Origin of the sequence: Candidatus Filomicrobium marinum, assembly GCF_000981545.1 — a bacterium.
Lineage (GTDB): Bacteria > Pseudomonadota > Alphaproteobacteria > Rhizobiales > Hyphomicrobiaceae > Filomicrobium > Filomicrobium insigne.
Window position 1 is genome coordinate 3,747,903 of record NZ_LN829119.1, and the last position, 15,251, is coordinate 3,763,153.

At 56.2% G+C, this 15,251-nt stretch carries 16 protein-coding genes; 12 read left to right on the forward strand and 4 right to left on the reverse strand.

Annotation, left to right across the window (positions count from 1 at the left end; genetic code table 11):
* Window positions 1-220 precede the first annotated feature (220 nt).
* Both YBN1229_RS17490 and bcsS read right to left on the reverse strand, forming a co-directional pair.
* Complete coding sequence (locus YBN1229_RS17490; RefSeq protein ID WP_046479460.1) at window positions 221-535, reverse strand: hypothetical protein; 315 nt, start codon at window positions 533-535, stop codon at window positions 221-223.
* Between the two features lie 37 nt (window positions 536-572).
* The gene (bcsS, locus tag YBN1229_RS17495) at window positions 573-1,487 is read right to left on the reverse strand and encodes a cellulose biosynthesis protein BcsS (protein ID WP_046479461.1); all 915 of its coding nucleotides are present in this window, start codon (window positions 1,485-1,487) and stop codon (window positions 573-575) included.
* Window positions 1,488-1,869: 382 nt separating this feature from the next.
* On the opposite strand from bcsS, the gene YBN1229_RS18790 reads away from it, so the two are divergent.
* Window positions 1,870-2,328 (forward strand): hypothetical protein, encoded by a 459-nt coding sequence (locus YBN1229_RS18790; RefSeq protein WP_139165311.1) that lies wholly within the window; start codon window positions 1,870-1,872, stop codon window positions 2,326-2,328.
* 76 nt (window positions 2,329-2,404) lie between these two features.
* Here the strand turns inward: YBN1229_RS18790 and YBN1229_RS17505 are convergent, their stop codons facing one another.
* Complete coding sequence (locus YBN1229_RS17505) at window positions 2,405-3,583, reverse strand: PcfJ domain-containing protein (RefSeq protein WP_046479463.1); 1,179 nt, start codon at window positions 3,581-3,583, stop codon at window positions 2,405-2,407.
* A 273-nt stretch (window positions 3,584-3,856) separates the two neighbouring features.
* Between YBN1229_RS17505 and YBN1229_RS17510 the strand changes: the two genes are divergently transcribed.
* The gene (locus YBN1229_RS17510) at window positions 3,857-4,459 is read left to right on the forward strand and encodes a rhodanese-like domain-containing protein (RefSeq protein WP_160298734.1); all 603 of its coding nucleotides are present in this window, start codon (window positions 3,857-3,859) and stop codon (window positions 4,457-4,459) included.
* Between the two features lie 31 nt (window positions 4,460-4,490).
* Here YBN1229_RS17510 and YBN1229_RS17515 read toward each other — a convergent pair whose 3' ends face one another.
* A complete protein-coding gene (locus YBN1229_RS17515; protein ID WP_046479464.1) occupies window positions 4,491-5,051 on the reverse strand; it encodes an invasion associated locus B family protein in 561 nt (186 codons plus the stop codon).
* Between the two features lie 449 nt (window positions 5,052-5,500).
* On the opposite strand from YBN1229_RS17515, the gene coxB reads away from it, so the two are divergent.
* The 10 genes from coxB to YBN1229_RS17560 all read left to right on the forward strand — a co-directional run bounded on the left by coxB (window position 5,501) and on the right by YBN1229_RS17560 (window position 15,250).
* Window positions 5,501-6,400, forward strand: a complete 900-nt coding sequence (gene coxB, locus YBN1229_RS17520; protein WP_046479465.1) for a cytochrome c oxidase subunit II — start codon at window positions 5,501-5,503, stop codon at window positions 6,398-6,400.
* Between the two features lie 95 nt (window positions 6,401-6,495).
* The gene (gene ctaD, locus YBN1229_RS17525; protein WP_046480784.1) at window positions 6,496-8,115 is read left to right on the forward strand and encodes a cytochrome c oxidase subunit I; all 1,620 of its coding nucleotides are present in this window, start codon (window positions 6,496-6,498) and stop codon (window positions 8,113-8,115) included.
* A gap of 239 nt (window positions 8,116-8,354) precedes the next feature.
* Window positions 8,355-9,317, forward strand: a complete 963-nt coding sequence (locus tag YBN1229_RS17530) for a heme o synthase (protein ID WP_046479466.1) — start codon at window positions 8,355-8,357, stop codon at window positions 9,315-9,317.
* Complete coding sequence (locus YBN1229_RS19015) at window positions 9,317-9,472, forward strand: hypothetical protein (RefSeq protein WP_170832441.1); 156 nt, start codon at window positions 9,317-9,319, stop codon at window positions 9,470-9,472. The genes YBN1229_RS17530 and YBN1229_RS19015 overlap by 1 nt, the downstream gene beginning before the upstream one ends.
* Before the next feature lie 38 nt (window positions 9,473-9,510).
* Window positions 9,511-10,134 (forward strand): cytochrome c oxidase assembly protein, encoded by a 624-nt coding sequence (locus YBN1229_RS17535; protein WP_244464958.1) that lies wholly within the window; start codon window positions 9,511-9,513, stop codon window positions 10,132-10,134.
* A gap of 132 nt (window positions 10,135-10,266) precedes the next feature.
* On the forward strand, window positions 10,267-11,175 hold the full coding sequence (locus YBN1229_RS17540) for a cytochrome c oxidase subunit 3 (RefSeq protein ID WP_046479467.1): 909 nt from the start codon (window positions 10,267-10,269) through the stop codon (window positions 11,173-11,175).
* A 140-nt stretch (window positions 11,176-11,315) separates the two neighbouring features.
* Window positions 11,316-11,684: a DUF983 domain-containing protein gene (locus YBN1229_RS17545; RefSeq protein ID WP_046479468.1), complete on the forward strand. Its 369-nt coding sequence runs from the start codon at window positions 11,316-11,318 to the stop codon at window positions 11,682-11,684.
* Window positions 11,681-12,448 carry an SURF1 family protein gene (locus YBN1229_RS17550; RefSeq protein ID WP_052744059.1) on the forward strand — a complete coding sequence of 256 codons (768 nt, stop codon included), beginning with the start codon at window positions 11,681-11,683 and terminating at the stop codon, window positions 12,446-12,448. The genes YBN1229_RS17545 and YBN1229_RS17550 overlap by 4 nt, the downstream gene beginning before the upstream one ends.
* A 115-nt stretch (window positions 12,449-12,563) precedes the next feature.
* Window positions 12,564-13,979, forward strand: coding sequence for a threonine synthase (gene thrC, locus YBN1229_RS17555; RefSeq protein WP_046479469.1), 1,416 nt, complete (start codon window positions 12,564-12,566; stop codon window positions 13,977-13,979).
* Window positions 13,976-15,250, forward strand: a complete 1,275-nt coding sequence (locus YBN1229_RS17560; RefSeq protein ID WP_046479470.1) for a M16 family metallopeptidase — start codon at window positions 13,976-13,978, stop codon at window positions 15,248-15,250. Before thrC ends, YBN1229_RS17560 begins: the two co-directional genes overlap by 4 nt.
* Window position 15,251 lies beyond the last annotated feature (1 nt).

A 15,251-nucleotide genomic window follows, 5' to 3' on the forward strand; every position in this document is an offset into this window, starting at 1 on the left:
CTACGCAAATCGTCAAAGTAACCGCTTTATCGGAGCAACCGGTGTTTCGCAGGTAACAGAGTGTCAATTCACTGTTCGCAAACAGAATGGGCGTTCTATTTGTTGATGAATTGTGGCGTCGTCAAGTCGTTCGATTGCAAATCGATCCCGACGCGCAAAAATCTCATCTGGGTTTTATTGTCCAGATATTCTCATATTTTACAAATGGCTAACGGGCTTCTCAGTCTTTACGACATGGGGTGCCTTCGAAGTCGCAGACCGTTCCGGATGGACCCGAGACGCAGTGTTCGGTGGCGTTCTCTGCCCGTTCCCAATTGGCAAATGGATCGCCAAGATCCGGCAAAGCTCTGACCTTTGCGCGCCAATTGGCTTTTGTTTTCGCTTTGGCGAGCCATTGTAGGACGGAGGGTTCTCCGCGCGCCCAAACCGTTTGATCCGCGCACGTCTTCGCGTGGACAGGGGCCGTGAGCAAGACAAGCAATGAAGCGGCCGCCATTGCTGCTCGCGAAATGTTCGCAGATGGTAGTCCGATCATGATTGCTCTCGATGCGCTCTCTGCGGCTGATGGTTTGTTAGAACTGAGTTACCCAGTTCACTGTACCATATGCAGACTGATTTTGCGTGAAGTCCCCGAGTAGACCGGCTGAAGCGGAAATTTCTCCTCCGTCCCAATTGTATCTCGCGAACACACCGAAGCGGGCGTAATCGATAGGTGCGTCCGTGACGAATTCTTCGTCCTTGAGGCGGACTTCGCCATTTCTGTCCAAGTTGAAGTTGGCTTCCAGGCCTGCGGACAGGCCATCAAATAAGTAATGTCCGATCCGCGCACGTGCGGATCGCGTCAGGTGGGCGTCCGACCAAGCAAGGTCGAGAGAGGCATAGGCGTCGGCACCGAGATTCAACCATAGTTCAAGGGCGATTTTGACGCCGACATCAAGCCCACTTGCAAAGTTAAAGGAGTATTTTTGCGGTTTCCCGTTTGCGTCGGGAAGGATCGCATAGTCTCCGGGACGGATATCGTGATCGATGGCCGAAATGCCGACGAAAGCTTTGGTCGTAAGTTCGCCAGTACGTAACTGATAGCCAATCAGAGCCTCCGCAAACTGCACCCGTGCCTTGAAGGTTTTATATGGCGTAATGAGCCACGGTTCAGCTCCGAAACCCGTGTAGGCAGGATTAAGCTCAGGACGTTTGCCGCCGTAAGTATACTGGCCATAGCCGCCAACAAACCTTAGGCGAAGGCCGTCTTCATAGATGTGCCCGAATGGAGATGCAGTCGTTCCCGAATATAGAAGCCAAACATTCTTGGCGGTGTCCGCGCCGACCCAGGTTTCATAGTGCCTCGTTGGCGTGTTTCCGTCATTCGCTGCTACGGGTTGAGCGCTGATAATTAGAGCGAGCGCTACCAATGCTTTGGGGTATAAGCACGCTTGAGCTCGTGCTGAAATTATATTTTCGACCTGCTTGAGAAAGACGAAACTCAACATGAAAATACACAAATACAAAGGGTTTTTCCGCCGCGGGAAACATGGAGCGGCGATGGGAAACATGGCTAAAGCTTCGCGATAGGACGAGTACTGTCAAATATATAGGACGAGTACTGTCAAATATAAAGTGGTTAATGGCTCTATATTCAATTTTTGGTTGTGAGTTTTGTTCGATAATTATTTTTGATTGAAATTTTTGATGGCGAGCATCTGTTGAGAGTTTCGAGAAGGTTGGGAAATTTATTTTGCGCTGCAGCATCTTAATTGTTCTGGCGAGCTGTGGACAAATTGACTTCCGGCGGTTGAATTTTCGATCGTGAGTTATACTTCCACTTCAAGCGGCTGGTAGGAGGCAAGCTGGTCGCGGTCAGGGAGTCGAGTTATGAAATCATTACATAATATCAGTGATTTAGGCTTCGGTTCGTGGCAAGCGATGTGCGAAGCGTATTTTGCAAGCCCGGTTGCCCAATCCGATGAAACACAACGGAAATTTAAGGGGCTTGGTCAGTGTCAGCTAGAGCTGTGGGGACTGACGAGCAGAAGGATGCAGGCCTGTCTTGGGATGCCCAGTAAGTTGGCACGATGCCGGACGCCGATGGATATTCTCAATGTGCAGGCTCAATTCTGGGAAGCCGCTTTTTCGCAAGGGGCGGAGAGCACACGGCGCATCGCGCAGGTGCTTGACGTAACGGCAAACGCGCCAACCCATGCAACGCCTGTGGTTGAGAAGGTTTCTGACGAACCCGAGCGTGATCTCATTTCTTTGCCGGTTGGAAAGAAGTCGCGCCGCTCGACACGAGTGCACGTCAAATCAACAGGAGAACAACGGCGTGTGGCCTGACCATTCCTTTCTTTGACGGCGGTTGCCTTGCGCATGTTACTTTGCGAGGTGCGCCACGGGGTGTTCGAGTGCTGGTTTAGAGACTTACTTTCCTTTTTGGAAGGCGCTTGCTCGCAATGGGCTTCAAGCCAATTGCTGAGGCCGCGAACTCCTCGGCGAGCCCCGCCGTATCGAGAAATTCCAGGTAGGGTAGCCACAATTCCAATGCGGCTTGCTGTGTCCTCGCCCGGTCGCTGCGCCGAGCCGCAGCGTGTGGCGGTCGCAAGGGTTGCTCGCTGAGCCAAGTATATGCTGCGCGCCATACCTCCGGTCGTGCCTTGTGATTGCGGCGTCCACGCAACTGACGGATGCCGGCTATTGTGGGTTCGCTGTCGTGAGGGGCGACTTCCAGATTTGCGACGGTGCGCCCCTTCTTTCTGATGGAGAAGATGCGCGAGAGGCCGCCTTCCATATGATCGCTGAACTGATCCAAGCAGTTCTCCATCTTATCGCTTTCCCGAATGAAATCCTCCGGTGTCTGTAATGCGACAAATTCGTAGCCGTTGGCGCTGCCTTCGGTGAGCCAGTCGGTTTCTTTTTGTGAGTTTAGCGCGACGGCCAGGGCCACACGGCGGCGCCATATGCCCACTTCGTCCAGTGCTTTACGCAGGCCCATTTCTGATGACCAGGGTTTGCGTACAAGCTGGTGGCCTGGCGTTCCCTCTCGCTCGGCGTGCCATGCCCAGGCCGTTAGAAAGCGGAAATTATTTTCTCCGCCCGGGCTTGCCAGGACGCGATTGGATCTAGATAGCCAGCGCGCGGCCCAAAGAGCGAAGTGCCAGTGGCATCCGCGATAGCCATGCTCAATGGCCCATAGCCAGGGGCCCATGTCCGATGTTTGTGTCGGAATCAAATCAACGACATGCCTGGAGAACTCTACGTTTCTCGGTAGCATGCTGATTTTGTGAGTATAGGCGGCGGGAGGAAGGCGGCGCAGCCACCATGGCAGCGATAAGGTCATCGCTGCGCGTTGAAGGGGTAAGCCGCGACGGATCGCCTGTATACTTGCGCGTTGCTTCGCGGGTTTGCCGTAGCCTGTCGCCAACGCAAACAACAATCCGGGAAAGCTATCGGCAAGATCCTCCAGTTCAGGAGAGACTTGCATCAAACGTTCAATATCGCGGCGGAATGCAGGGTTGAAGGCTTCCAGACGGCGATAACGGCGCGTCTCCTCAGTTTCATCGATCCCTGAAGATGGATGTTGAGTTGCCTTCAACTAACGCCTCCCTTGGTGTTGGTTTTGCCCTACGGCTTCGGGTTTTCATGCTCCTTGAATAAAGTGGCGAAAGGGCGGATCTTCACGTGACCGTATTGGGCTTCTCGAGTGAATTGCCGTCACGTGGGGATGTCGTTGGAACCCGCATCTATAGTGTTCGTTCGTCACTTGTGAGACATGCAAGTCGTTTGAGTTCAGGTTGCTTTTTGAGGAGCTGCTGCGTTGGTCAGTGAACGACGGATCTGGTCTATGCTTTGGCGCGTTGTGGACAGAGTGTCGCTGGTATCTGTGACGATCGGTTTGATCGTTTTCACTGCATCTGCGTCTGCTACTGGGGTCGGATTTGGCCGTACGGCGGATGTTACGGCGCCTAAGGCGGTCGCTCTGCAGCCCGAACGGATGCTTGCGACCGAGACGATGGTTCGCCGCAGGTTTCCTGATGTCCTTCACTTGTCGTCGGAAGGTTTGGCGCAACGGCTGTCGGGTAAGTCCGGTGTGCTGTTGTTAGATGTGCGTGAAGCGGATGAGTTTGCCGTCGGCCATCTTCCCAACTCTATCCGGGTTGATCCGAATATCCCCACCGACGCCTTCCTGCAGCGCTATTCGTCCTCGGTGCGCGGCAAGATGGTGGTCTTTTACTGTTCGGTGGGGATGCGCAGTTCAGCGTTGGCACAGCGCGTCCAGAGGGAGCTTTTCGCGGCGGGTGCGGATCGCGTTTACAATTTGAACGGTGGGATTTTCCACTGGCACAATGAAGAGCGTGGCCTTGTCGATGGGCGCGGAGCGACGTCGCTGGTGCACAAGTATGACGACACTTGGGGCCAGCTCGTGCGCCGGAGCGCGTTGGCGGTTTCGCGACCAGCTCCGAAAAACTAGCTGAGATTGGCAGTTGGGTTCGAGAAGGGCATTAGTTGCTCTTTGCCAGTTCGGCCAGCGCATCGGAAAAGCCGGACAGCGAAATCGGAATACCGATGCCTGCCTCTTCGGTTTGGAAGATTACGAAGATTGCCGTTTTTCCATTCTTGAGCTGTTGGACCAGCTTTTCTTCGACGGTCACCTGCGCATAGCAAGCGAATGTGTGGCAGCGCAAAAATGGTGCGTTGCCCACATCGGCGCCGTCTATCTTCAAGCCCAGGCCGGGAGGCAGGAGGACGCCGAGCGGTGCGAATACGCGCAGGACCTGGGTCCCATTCGAGAAGCGCTGAAAATAGACGGTCAGCCCGACGTTGTTGCGGTCTTCTGCCGTGACGCTCTGCACAACGGCGCAGACTTCGTGGCTGGCACCCGGCGGCGGGGGCTTGCAAACAATTTGCCAGTCGCCGTGTTGAGATCTGACTTTTCCGTCGGGAGACGCGTCCTGCGCTTGTGCGGGTGCGAAAGCGAGGGCTGTCACTAGGACTGCTATGACCGCCGCAATAACGAATCGGCTGCTGCGGAAAACTGACAGAGGAATTTCACAGGTCCGCACGCGATCGTCTCCATTGCTGAGCCCCGCCGTTTCTGATTTCAGCGTGGCTGATGATCTAGTCTGGCGAGAAGTCTTTGTCGTGTCGTCTCGGGAACGAAAAAGGCTAAATTGGGACTGTCCGAGCTGTTGGGCGGTTTTGGTGGACAGGGGTGCAAATATTGTTCAAAGACCATCGCGAATATATGCCGCATGGAACTTGACTTGAGCTCCGCATGCGGCTTGTGTTCTGGATAGGGTTGGGAACGCTTGCCGAGCACCTTAGACGACTTCGTTCAGTCTATGACTTACTGGCGCTGTATAAAGGCGCCTACGGCGGTCTGGAGTTGCTCTCCGATCGACGACCGTGAGGATGCCACTCCAGTGGATGCTCGGAGCCGGACCGGGGCCGGCGTGATTATCAATCAAAGGGGCAGACTCGGCGACGGCCGAGCGTAACTTGGGAGCGGAGAATGGTGAAACGATGGCTCGGCGTTATGTCGTCGACGGTTCTCGCCGGTATCGTCACGGCTGTATGCTTGGCAGTTCCTGCCATGGCGGCAAAACTGGGACAGCCTGCGGATATGCAGATAGGCATGCAGCTTGCTGCTTCGCCTGTCGCCGATGACATTCATAGCTTTTATGACCTCGTGAACGTCATCATCGTCGCTATTACGATCTTCGTTCTGGCGCTTATGGTCTACGTAATCTTCAAGTTCAGCGAGAAGGCGAATCCGACGCCATCGCGGACGACGCACCATGCGATGCTGGAGGTAGCTTGGACGGTGGTGCCGATCATCATCCTGGTTGCTATCGCGGTTCCGTCATTCAAGCTGCTCAATTTGCAGTACTCGTACCCGAAGCCCGACCTGACGATTAAGGCGACGGGCTATCAGTGGTACTGGTCGCATGAATATCCCGACCGGGGCGGTTTTTCGTTCGATTCGTTGATGCTGACGGACGACGAGCGGCAGGAGTTGATCGACGAAGGTATTCCTTCGCCGCGCCTGCTGGCAGTCGACAATGAAGTTATCGTGCCGGTTAACAAGGTGGTGCACGTGCTGGTGACGTCGCAGGACGTGATTCACGCTTGGACGATTCCTTCGTTTGGTACGAAGACCGATGCGGTTCCTGGCCGTGTTACGGCAACTTGGTTCAAGGCCACCAAGGAAGGCATCTTTTACGGGCAATGCTCTGAGCTGTGCGGCAAGGACCACGCCTTCATGCCGATTGCGGTGCGTGTCGTCAGTGAGGATACCTTCAATGCTTGGGCCGGCGCTATGGAAGCGAAGGACAAGAAAAAAGCCCGTGAGATCATTCGTGCAGTTGCGATCGAACAGGCTAAGCAAAACGTAGCTGCCGTTCAGCAGTGATCTCGACGAGTGAACCGGCGTGCGCTGCGGCGGTTCACGAGCCAGAAACTCAGTTGGAACTAGGCAAGATCTCAAGATCTGAAGGGGCGAACGCAATGAGCAATCAAGCTCACGCAGGTTATAATGAGCAGGGCGCGCCGACGAGCTTCGTCAAGCGGTGGCTGTTTTCGACCAACCACAAAGATATCGGCACGCTTTATCTGATCTTCGCGATGATGGCGTCGATCATTGGTGTTGCGCTTTCAGTCGTAATGCGGTTGGAGCTGCAAGAGCCGGGGATGCAGATCTTCAGCAACCCGCACATGTTCAACGTGTTCGTGACCGGCCACGGCATGATCATGGTGTTCTTTGTCGTCATGCCGGCGATGATCGGTGGCTTCGGCAACTGGTTCGTGCCGTTGATGATCGGTGCGCCTGACATGGCGTTCCCGCGCATGAACAACATTTCGTTTTGGCTTCTGCCTGTCGCCTTCATTCTGCTGCTAACTTCGATGTTCGTTGAAGGCCCTCCGGGCATGGACGGCGCAGGAACGGGCTGGACGGTTTATGCGCCGCTATCTACGAGCGGACATCCGGGGCCATCCGTCGACTTCGTGATTCTGTCGCTGCACCTTGCCGGTATTTCATCGATCCTGGGCGCCATCAACTTCATCACCACGATCTTCAACATGCGCGCGCCGGGCATGACGATGCACAAGATGCCTCTGTTCGCATGGTCGGTTCTTGTTACGGCGTTCTTGCTGCTGCTGTCGCTGCCGGTTCTCGCTGGCGCGATCACGATGCTGCTGACCGATCGTAACTTTGGCACCACCTTCTTCGATGCAGCTGGCGGCGGTGATCCGGTTCTTTATCAGCACTTGTTCTGGTTCTTTGGACACCCTGAAGTGTACATCATGATCCTGCCGGGCTTCGGTATGATCAGCCACATCGTTGCGACCTTCTCCAAGAAGCCAGTGTTCGGCTATCTCGGCATGGCCTACGCTATGGTTGCCATCGGCCTTGTCGGCTTCGTCGTGTGGGCGCACCACATGTACACGTCAGGCATGAGCGTCGAATCTCAGGCTTACTTTGTGTTTGCGACGATGGTCATCGCTGTTCCCACTGGCGTGAAGGTGTTCTCGTGGATCGCTACGATGTGGGGTGGATCTATCCAGTTCCGTCTGCCGATGCTGTGGGCGCTGGGCTTCATCTTCCTGTTCACCGTTGGTGGCGTTACGGGCGTGATGCTGGCTAACGCCGGTGTGGACCGTGCACTTCACGACACCTACTATGTGGTTGCTCACTTCCACTATGTGCTGTCGCTGGGTGCGGTGTTCTCGATCTTCGCCGGCTGGTACTACTGGTTCCCGAAGATGTTCGGCAAAATGTACTCCGAGTTCTGGGGTAAGCTGCACTTCTGGCTGACGTTTATTGGCGCGAACATCCTGTTCTTCCCGCAGCACTTCCTCGGAGCTGCCGGTATGCCGCGCCGTTATGTCGACTATCCGGACGCCTTTGCGACTTGGAACATGGTCTCATCGATCGGTTCTTACATCACAACGGTGGGCGCGATCTGCTTCTTCATCGGTCTGTTTGTAGCCCTGTCTCGCAAAGAGCGGGTCGGCAACAACCCTTGGGGTGCTGGCGCAACGACGTTGGAGTGGACACTGTCTTCGCCACCGCCGTACCACTGCTTCGAAACGCTGCCGCGGATCAAAGCAACCGATCATCATTGATCGGGACAGGGATCGGTCCGGCCGCGATCTGTGGCCGGGCCGCCTGTTTGATCTGAACAAGCGGGTATTAAAGTGGCGGGCGGGCCAACCGGCATCGTCCGCTGTTGCTAGCGGATCAGGAATAGTTCCGTCGAGCGGTACCCAGGCGCGTAATCGGCAGAGCTTCTTGCTGGACGCGTCGGGGCTGGGATGCGGTACGTTGGTTCCGTAGAGACTTGGTCTTTATCAGTGGTTGCGAGATGTCGGTGACGTCGAGATTGCAGGCAGATGTTGAGACGGTGGCGGTTACGGGGACGCCAAGCGTCGGAGACTTCGTGGCTTTGATGAAGCCGCGCGTCATGTCGCTTGTTGTTTTCACCGGGCTGACCGGAATGGTTGCTGCGCCCGGGCACCTGCATCCAGTGCTGGCGATTATCGCGATCCTTGCTATCGCGGTGGGTGCTGGGGCGTCCGGTGCACTCAACATGTGGTACGACGCCGATATCGATCGGCATATGGCACGCACGGCAGCTCGGCCGATCCCTCGTGGCCTCGTAAGCGCAGGCGAAGCCCTTGGCTTCGGTATCGTTTTGTCTGTTGCGTCGATCATGACGCTTGGCGTTCTGGTCAATTGGACCGCCGGAGGGCTTCTCGCCCTAACAATCGGCTTTTACATTTTCGTCTATACGATGTGGCTTAAACGCCGGACGCCGCAGAACATCGTGATTGGCGGTGCCGCCGGGGCATTTCCTCCGATGATTGGTTGGGCTGCAGTCACGGGAGGAATCTCGATTGAAAGTGTTCTGCTATTCCTAATCATCTTCATGTGGACCCCACCTCATTTCTGGGCTCTCGCACTTTATCGCTGCAGGGACTATGAGCGTGTTGGTGTGCCGATGCTACCGGTGGTTGCTGGTCCGAAGGAGACACGGCGTCAGATCGTAATCTACTCGCTTTTGCTTGTGCCTTTGGCCGTTGCACCGTCGTTCATCGGTCTTGGTGGTGCGGCCTATGGCGCGACGTCAGTCGTGCTTGGGATAGTTTTCCTGTGGTTTGCCTTTAAGGTTGCGCGGGTGACCGAGGGACGCGAAGCCGATCATGCGGCGAAGCAGCTTTTTGGCTTCTCGATCTTCTATCTCTTCGCACTGTTCGCAGTACTTCTGACTGAGCATGTGATCGCAACTGTGACAGGCGCGCAGGTCACCGGGTTAGGCTTGTTTTGATGTCGGACAACGACGACCATAACGACAAGGACTACAAGAAGCGGCAACGGATGCGGTCGATCGCGATCGCTCTCGCGCTGGGGCTGTTGATCGTCCTTTTTTACGCTGCGACGATCGTGAGGCTTGGCGGTAATGTTTTCAATCGGCCCATGTAATAGTGCCGGTTGAGGATATAGAGAGGGTTTTGGAAGACGTGACGAAAGACAGTTCGCAAGGACCAGCTGATCAGTCACCGTCAGTCAGCATGGGTGCCCGTCATCGCCGGGTGGGCATCATTTGCCTGGGTATGGCGGTCGGCATGCTTGGGATGGCTTACGCGGCGGTGCCGTTGTATCGCATGTTCTGTCAAGTCACCGGGTTCGGTGGCACGACCCAGGTCGCCAGCGCGCCTGCGGAGAAGGTGTTGGCGCAAACGATCACGATGCGATTTGACGCTAACGTTTCGCGGGATCTGCCCTGGGCATTTCAGCCGGTTGAACACACGATGGAGGTTCATCTTGGTGAGACCAAGCTCGCGAGCTATCGCGCGACCAACACCTCGGATCATCCGGTCACCGGGACGGCTGTGTTCAACGTGACGCCGGAGTCTGCAGGACAGTTTTTTAATAAGCTTGAGTGCTTTTGCTTTACCGAGCAGAGGCTCGAGCCTGGTCAGTCGGTGGACATGCCCGTGAGTTTTTTTGTCGATCCTGAAATCGTCAATGACGCAGATGCGGGACGCCTGTCGGAGATCACACTGTCCTACACTTTCTACCCTGTAAAGAATCCCAGTCAAAGTGCGCAGGCGCCAAAGGAAACGCCGGCGCAAGGTGGCTGAAAACTAGATTACTCCCTGCTTTGGTTTCTCCGATCAAAAGACGACCAGAGAGGGTGAATACGCAAGGAAGGCTGGGCGCAAGCCCTTGAAGAACTGCCCTAGGCAAAAAAGGGGATAACGGGAGAGCTCTTAATGGCTGATTCACACGCTAAGAACCACGACTACCACCTGCTAGAGCCTAGTCCGTGGCCCATAGCTGCTTCTTTCTCGGCTCTCATCCTCGCTGTGGGCGCTATCGTCTGGATGCGCTCGCAGGCTGGCGGAGCCGGACTTTTCGGCGTCCAGGGGCCTTGGGTGTTCGGCATCGGTGCGATGCTGGTTATGGCGACTGCTTTCATGTGGTGGCGCGATGTCATCAAGGAGAGCCATCACGGTGATCATACGCCGGTGGTTCAGCTCCACCTTCGCTATGGCATGATCCTATTCATCGCTTCTGAAGTGATGTTCTTTGTCGCTTGGTTCTGGGCGTACTTCGACGTTGCGCTGTTCCCTTCGGGAATTTTCCAGCCGACCAACGTCACGGAACAAATCGGCCTGGTTCAGCGCAATGAGTTTATCGGTGGTACTTGGCCTCCGCAGCCCAACGATGCGTTCCATTCGACGTTTGATCCGTGGGGGCTGCCGTTCGTCAACACCCTGATCCTGCTTCTGTCGGGTGTAACGGTGACGTGGGCGCACCATGCGATGCTCGAGAACAATCGCAAACACCTGATCTGGGGGCTGACGCTGACGGTTCTTCTTGGCGTCCTGTTCACATTCTGCCAAGCGTACGAATATGGCCACGCAGCCTTCAATTATTCGGGTCACATCTACGGTGCGACCTTCTTCATGGCCACGGGCTTCCACGGCGCACACGTCATCATCGGTACGGTGTTCCTTTTCGTCTGCTTGCTGCGTGCGATCGGCGGCGATTTCACGCCGAAGAAGCATTTTGGCTTCGAGGCGGCCGCTTGGTACTGGCACTTTGTTGACGTGGTCTGGCTGTTCTTGTTCGTATCGATCTACGTCTGGGGCGCAGGCCCTAACCCAGGCGGGCATTAATTTCGGTACGGCGACAAGTCGTAGACCGCGAATTCGATGGATCTGGTTCGGGGCGGCTCTGGCTGCCCTGAACTTTTTTGAAGCAAGATTGCGCAACAACAATGGGTGCTGCGGCAGGTCGAGACCGTTGAGAGCAGGACATGAGTGAGCCAAAGGTATCGGCGATTAGAGCGGGATTGAGCGGGCGGTGCCCGCGTTGTGGCACGGGTCGATTGTTTCGTTCGCTCATCAATGTGCCCGACGCATGTGAGCATTGCGGCTTGGACTACCGCTTCATTGACACTGGTGATGGTCCGGCCGTCTTCGGCATTTTCATTCTTGGTTTTCTCGGACTTGGCGGGGCTCTGATCGCGACCTTGAAATATGACGTGCCGGAGTGGGTCGCCCTACCGGCCGTGATTTTGATTCTCCCAGTTGTTGCGCTTGGGCTTTTGCGGCTTCTCAAAGGGGGCTTGATCGCATTGCAATACAAATACAGCGCCGAGGAAGGCCGGCTCTCTGACGAATGACGCAATCGGATTCACAACAATCCCACCAAAAGCTCGGTCTGCTCTGGCCCAGCCTCCTCACTTTGCTGGGCCTTGCTATCCTGATTGGACTTGGGACCTGGCAGATGGGCCGCAAGGTGGAAAAGGACGCGATTATCTCGCGGCTACACAGTCGTGCGGAGGCGGCTCCGGTATCGCTGGACGAGGTTATTGCCCGATCGCGTGACGGTGATGTCGAGTACACGCGTGTGGAGGTTCCCGGCATCCTGCATCACGAAAAGGAGCGCTATCTGTACGCGCCGCATCAGGGCTATGGCCCCGGGTACGACGTGTTTGCGCCCATGCGGGTGGGGGAGAAGCGTTATGTGTGGGTTAACCTCGGATATGTGCCGGAGCGGTTTAAATCTCCGGATACTCGGCCTGCTGGGGGTGGCGCTGAGGATCGCACAATAATCGGGATCGTTCGCCTGAGTGCCAAACAGGAAACGTTTACACCGGATAACAATGTGGCAGACAACCTGTGGTATTGGCGTGATTTAGCCGGAATGCATGCCTCCGCGTTCGATCCGTCGAAGACCGATCTTGTGCCTTTTTTCATTGAAGCAGAGCCGGTCGCTGGCGGTGTGCCGGCTGCGGAATGGCCCAAACCAGGCACCAGTAAGGTCAAGATTTTCAACCGACATTTTGAATACGCCCTGACATGGTACGGCTTGGCGTTGACCTTGCTCGGCGTGTATGTCGCCTTTGTCTGGCATAGGCTGGAGAGCCGGCGGACCCCGGAGTAACCGGGATTGGCTCAAGAAGCCTGTCTTGTTGTGCACGGCCTAGCGCATTAGGGTGCTGCGCGAGGGCGGTTAGCCTCATGAAATTGCTCATAACGAAAAACGAAAGTTTCAAGGCTTGAAGTACGTCTCAACACGGGGCCAAGCCCCGTCGCTCGACTTCGAAGATGTTTTGCTGGCGGGATTGGCACGCGACGGCGGTTTATATGTCCCGGAGCAGTGGCCGCAATTTTCGCAGGAGGCCATTGAGGCCTTCGCCGGCATGCCGTTCAGCGATGTGGCGGTAGAGGTCTTGAGCCCTTATGTGGGCGAAGGGATCTCGCGCGCAGATCTGGCGGCGATGGCCCGCGATGCTTACGGAGCGTTCGGGCATGCCGCTGTAACCCCGCTCGTTCAGATCGATACCAATCGCTTCGTGCTGGAACTCTTTCATGGGCCGACGCTGGCGTTCAAGGATGTTGCCATGCAGCTCCTGGCCCGGCTTATGGATCATGTCCTGGAGAAGCGCGATAGCCGTGCGACGATTATAGGCGCGACGTCTGGGGATACGGGCGGGGCTGCGATCGAAGCGTTCCGGGGATCGAAAAACGTCGATGTGTTCATCCTGTTTCCGGAAGGGCGGGTGTCCGATGTTCAGCGGCGCATGATGACGACGCCCCGGGAGGCGAATGTCCATGCCATCGCGGTGCGCGGGACCTTCGATGACGCACAGGCGTTGGTGAAGGCGATGTTCAATCACCATGCGTTTCGTGACCGGGTGCAGCTGTCAGGTGTGAATTCGATCAACTGGGCGCGTATCGTGGCGCAGGTGACGTACTATTTTGTTGCCGCTGTTGCGCTTGGAGCGGGGCGACGTCCCGTCTCCTTTGCGGTGCCAACCGGGAACTTCGGTGACATTTTTGCGGGGTACGTCGCCAAGCGGATGGGGCTTGCAATCGATCGACTCGTGATCGCGTCCAACGAGAACGATATTCTGCCGCGTACCTTGGAAACGGGCAGTTATGAAATGCGCGGTGTGACGGCGACAACGTCACCGTCGATGGATATCCAGATTTCCTCGAATTTTGAACGTTACCTGTTCGAGGCTTGCGGGCGACAGTCCGATGTCGTCAGGGCTCAAATGGAGAGCCTGAAGCAGTCTCGGCGGTTCGATGTCGGTTCACGGGCGTTCGAGACGCTCAAGGCTGACTTTGCTGCGGCGCGTGCTGGTGAGAACGAGGTCGCCGATACCATTCGTCGTGTTCAGGCGGAGAGCGGTTATCTGTTGGACCCGCACACGGCCTGTGCGGTTTGGGCTGCGGATCGCGCTCCCGAGTCCAATATGGGCGTTCCTCAAGTTGTGCTCTCGACGGCACATCCCGCCAAGTTCCCTGATGCGATGGAGCAAATTACGGGAATGCGTCCAGGCCTCCCGGACCGACTTTCAACGCTGCTCAGTGATGAGGAGCGATACCCAGTTCTCGATAATGATCTCAGTCAAGTCGAAGCCTTCATCGAGCAGAACGCGCGTGCAATCCGTCAGGGGCAAGTATGACGACCAGGATCACTGAGCTCGCGAATGGTCTGAGGGTGGTGACACATCAGATGGATCACCTGGAGACGCTATCACTTGGCGTTTGGGTGAACACCGGCGCCCGGCATGAACCGGAAACGCTGCACGGTATTTCTCACCTTCTCGAACATATGGCGTTCAAGGGAACGACGTCGCGGACTGCGCAGCGGATCGCTGAAGAGATCGAAGAGGTCGGTGGTGAAATTAATGCCGCCACCAGCATCGAAACGACGGCGTATTATGCGCGCGTGCTCAAAGGTGACGATGGCACGGCTTTGGAGATCCTGGCTGATATTTTGCAAGACTCGCTCTTTGATCCGATGGAGCTTGATCGCGAACGCGACGTTATTCTGCAAGAAATCGCTGCCAGCCAGGATAGCCCTGACGATCTTGTTTATGATCTCGTCCAGGATGCAGCCTATCCTGAACAGCCTATCGGGCGAACAATCCTGGGAACGCCTGAAAGCGTGCAGGCAATTACGTCGAGGGATTTGCGCTCTTACCTTGATCGTCACTATGCCGCGAACCGGTTGGTGGTGAGCGCGGCGGGTGCTGTTGATCACGACAGTTTGTGCCGTCAAGCCGAGGCCCTTTTTGACGACGGGTCTGCGCCGTCCGGTGATCCGACCAGTGGCGCAGTTTACGCCGGGGGGGTCCGGTCCTCAAAGAAGGCCTTTGAACAAAGCCACATTGTGATCGGCTTTGAAGGTCCTGCCTATCGCGCGGAGGATTTCTTTGCGGTTCAGGTGCTTTCTGGGCTCCTCGGCGGGGGGATGTCATCCCGCCTTTTCCAAGAAGTCCGTGAAAAGCGTGGGTTGTGTTACGCTATTTATTCGTCAGCCTGGGGATTAAGCGATACTGGGCTGTTGGCTGTGCATGCGGCAACCGGGCCAGAGCAAATGCAAGAGCTGGTTGATGTGGTGTCTGAAGAGCTGTCACGGTTGGCACAGGATGGTCCCACGGACGCTGAGATGGGACGGGCCAAGGCCCAACTCAAAGCCGGGCTTATGATGGGGCTAGAAAGTTCGTCGGCGCGTGCTGAGCAAATGGCGCGGCATCTGATGGCCCATGGGCGTCTGATCGAAAAGGAGGAGCTGATTGCAAAGGTTGAAGAGGTCAGCCCCACCCAAGTTAAAGAGCTTATGCAACGTATGATAGCCAAGCAGCCGGCGGCAGCTGTGGTTGGTGCCGGGGCTTCATCGCGTGGACACGCGCAACGTGCCAGCCATTGTTTGGGCACGATTCGGCAGTGAG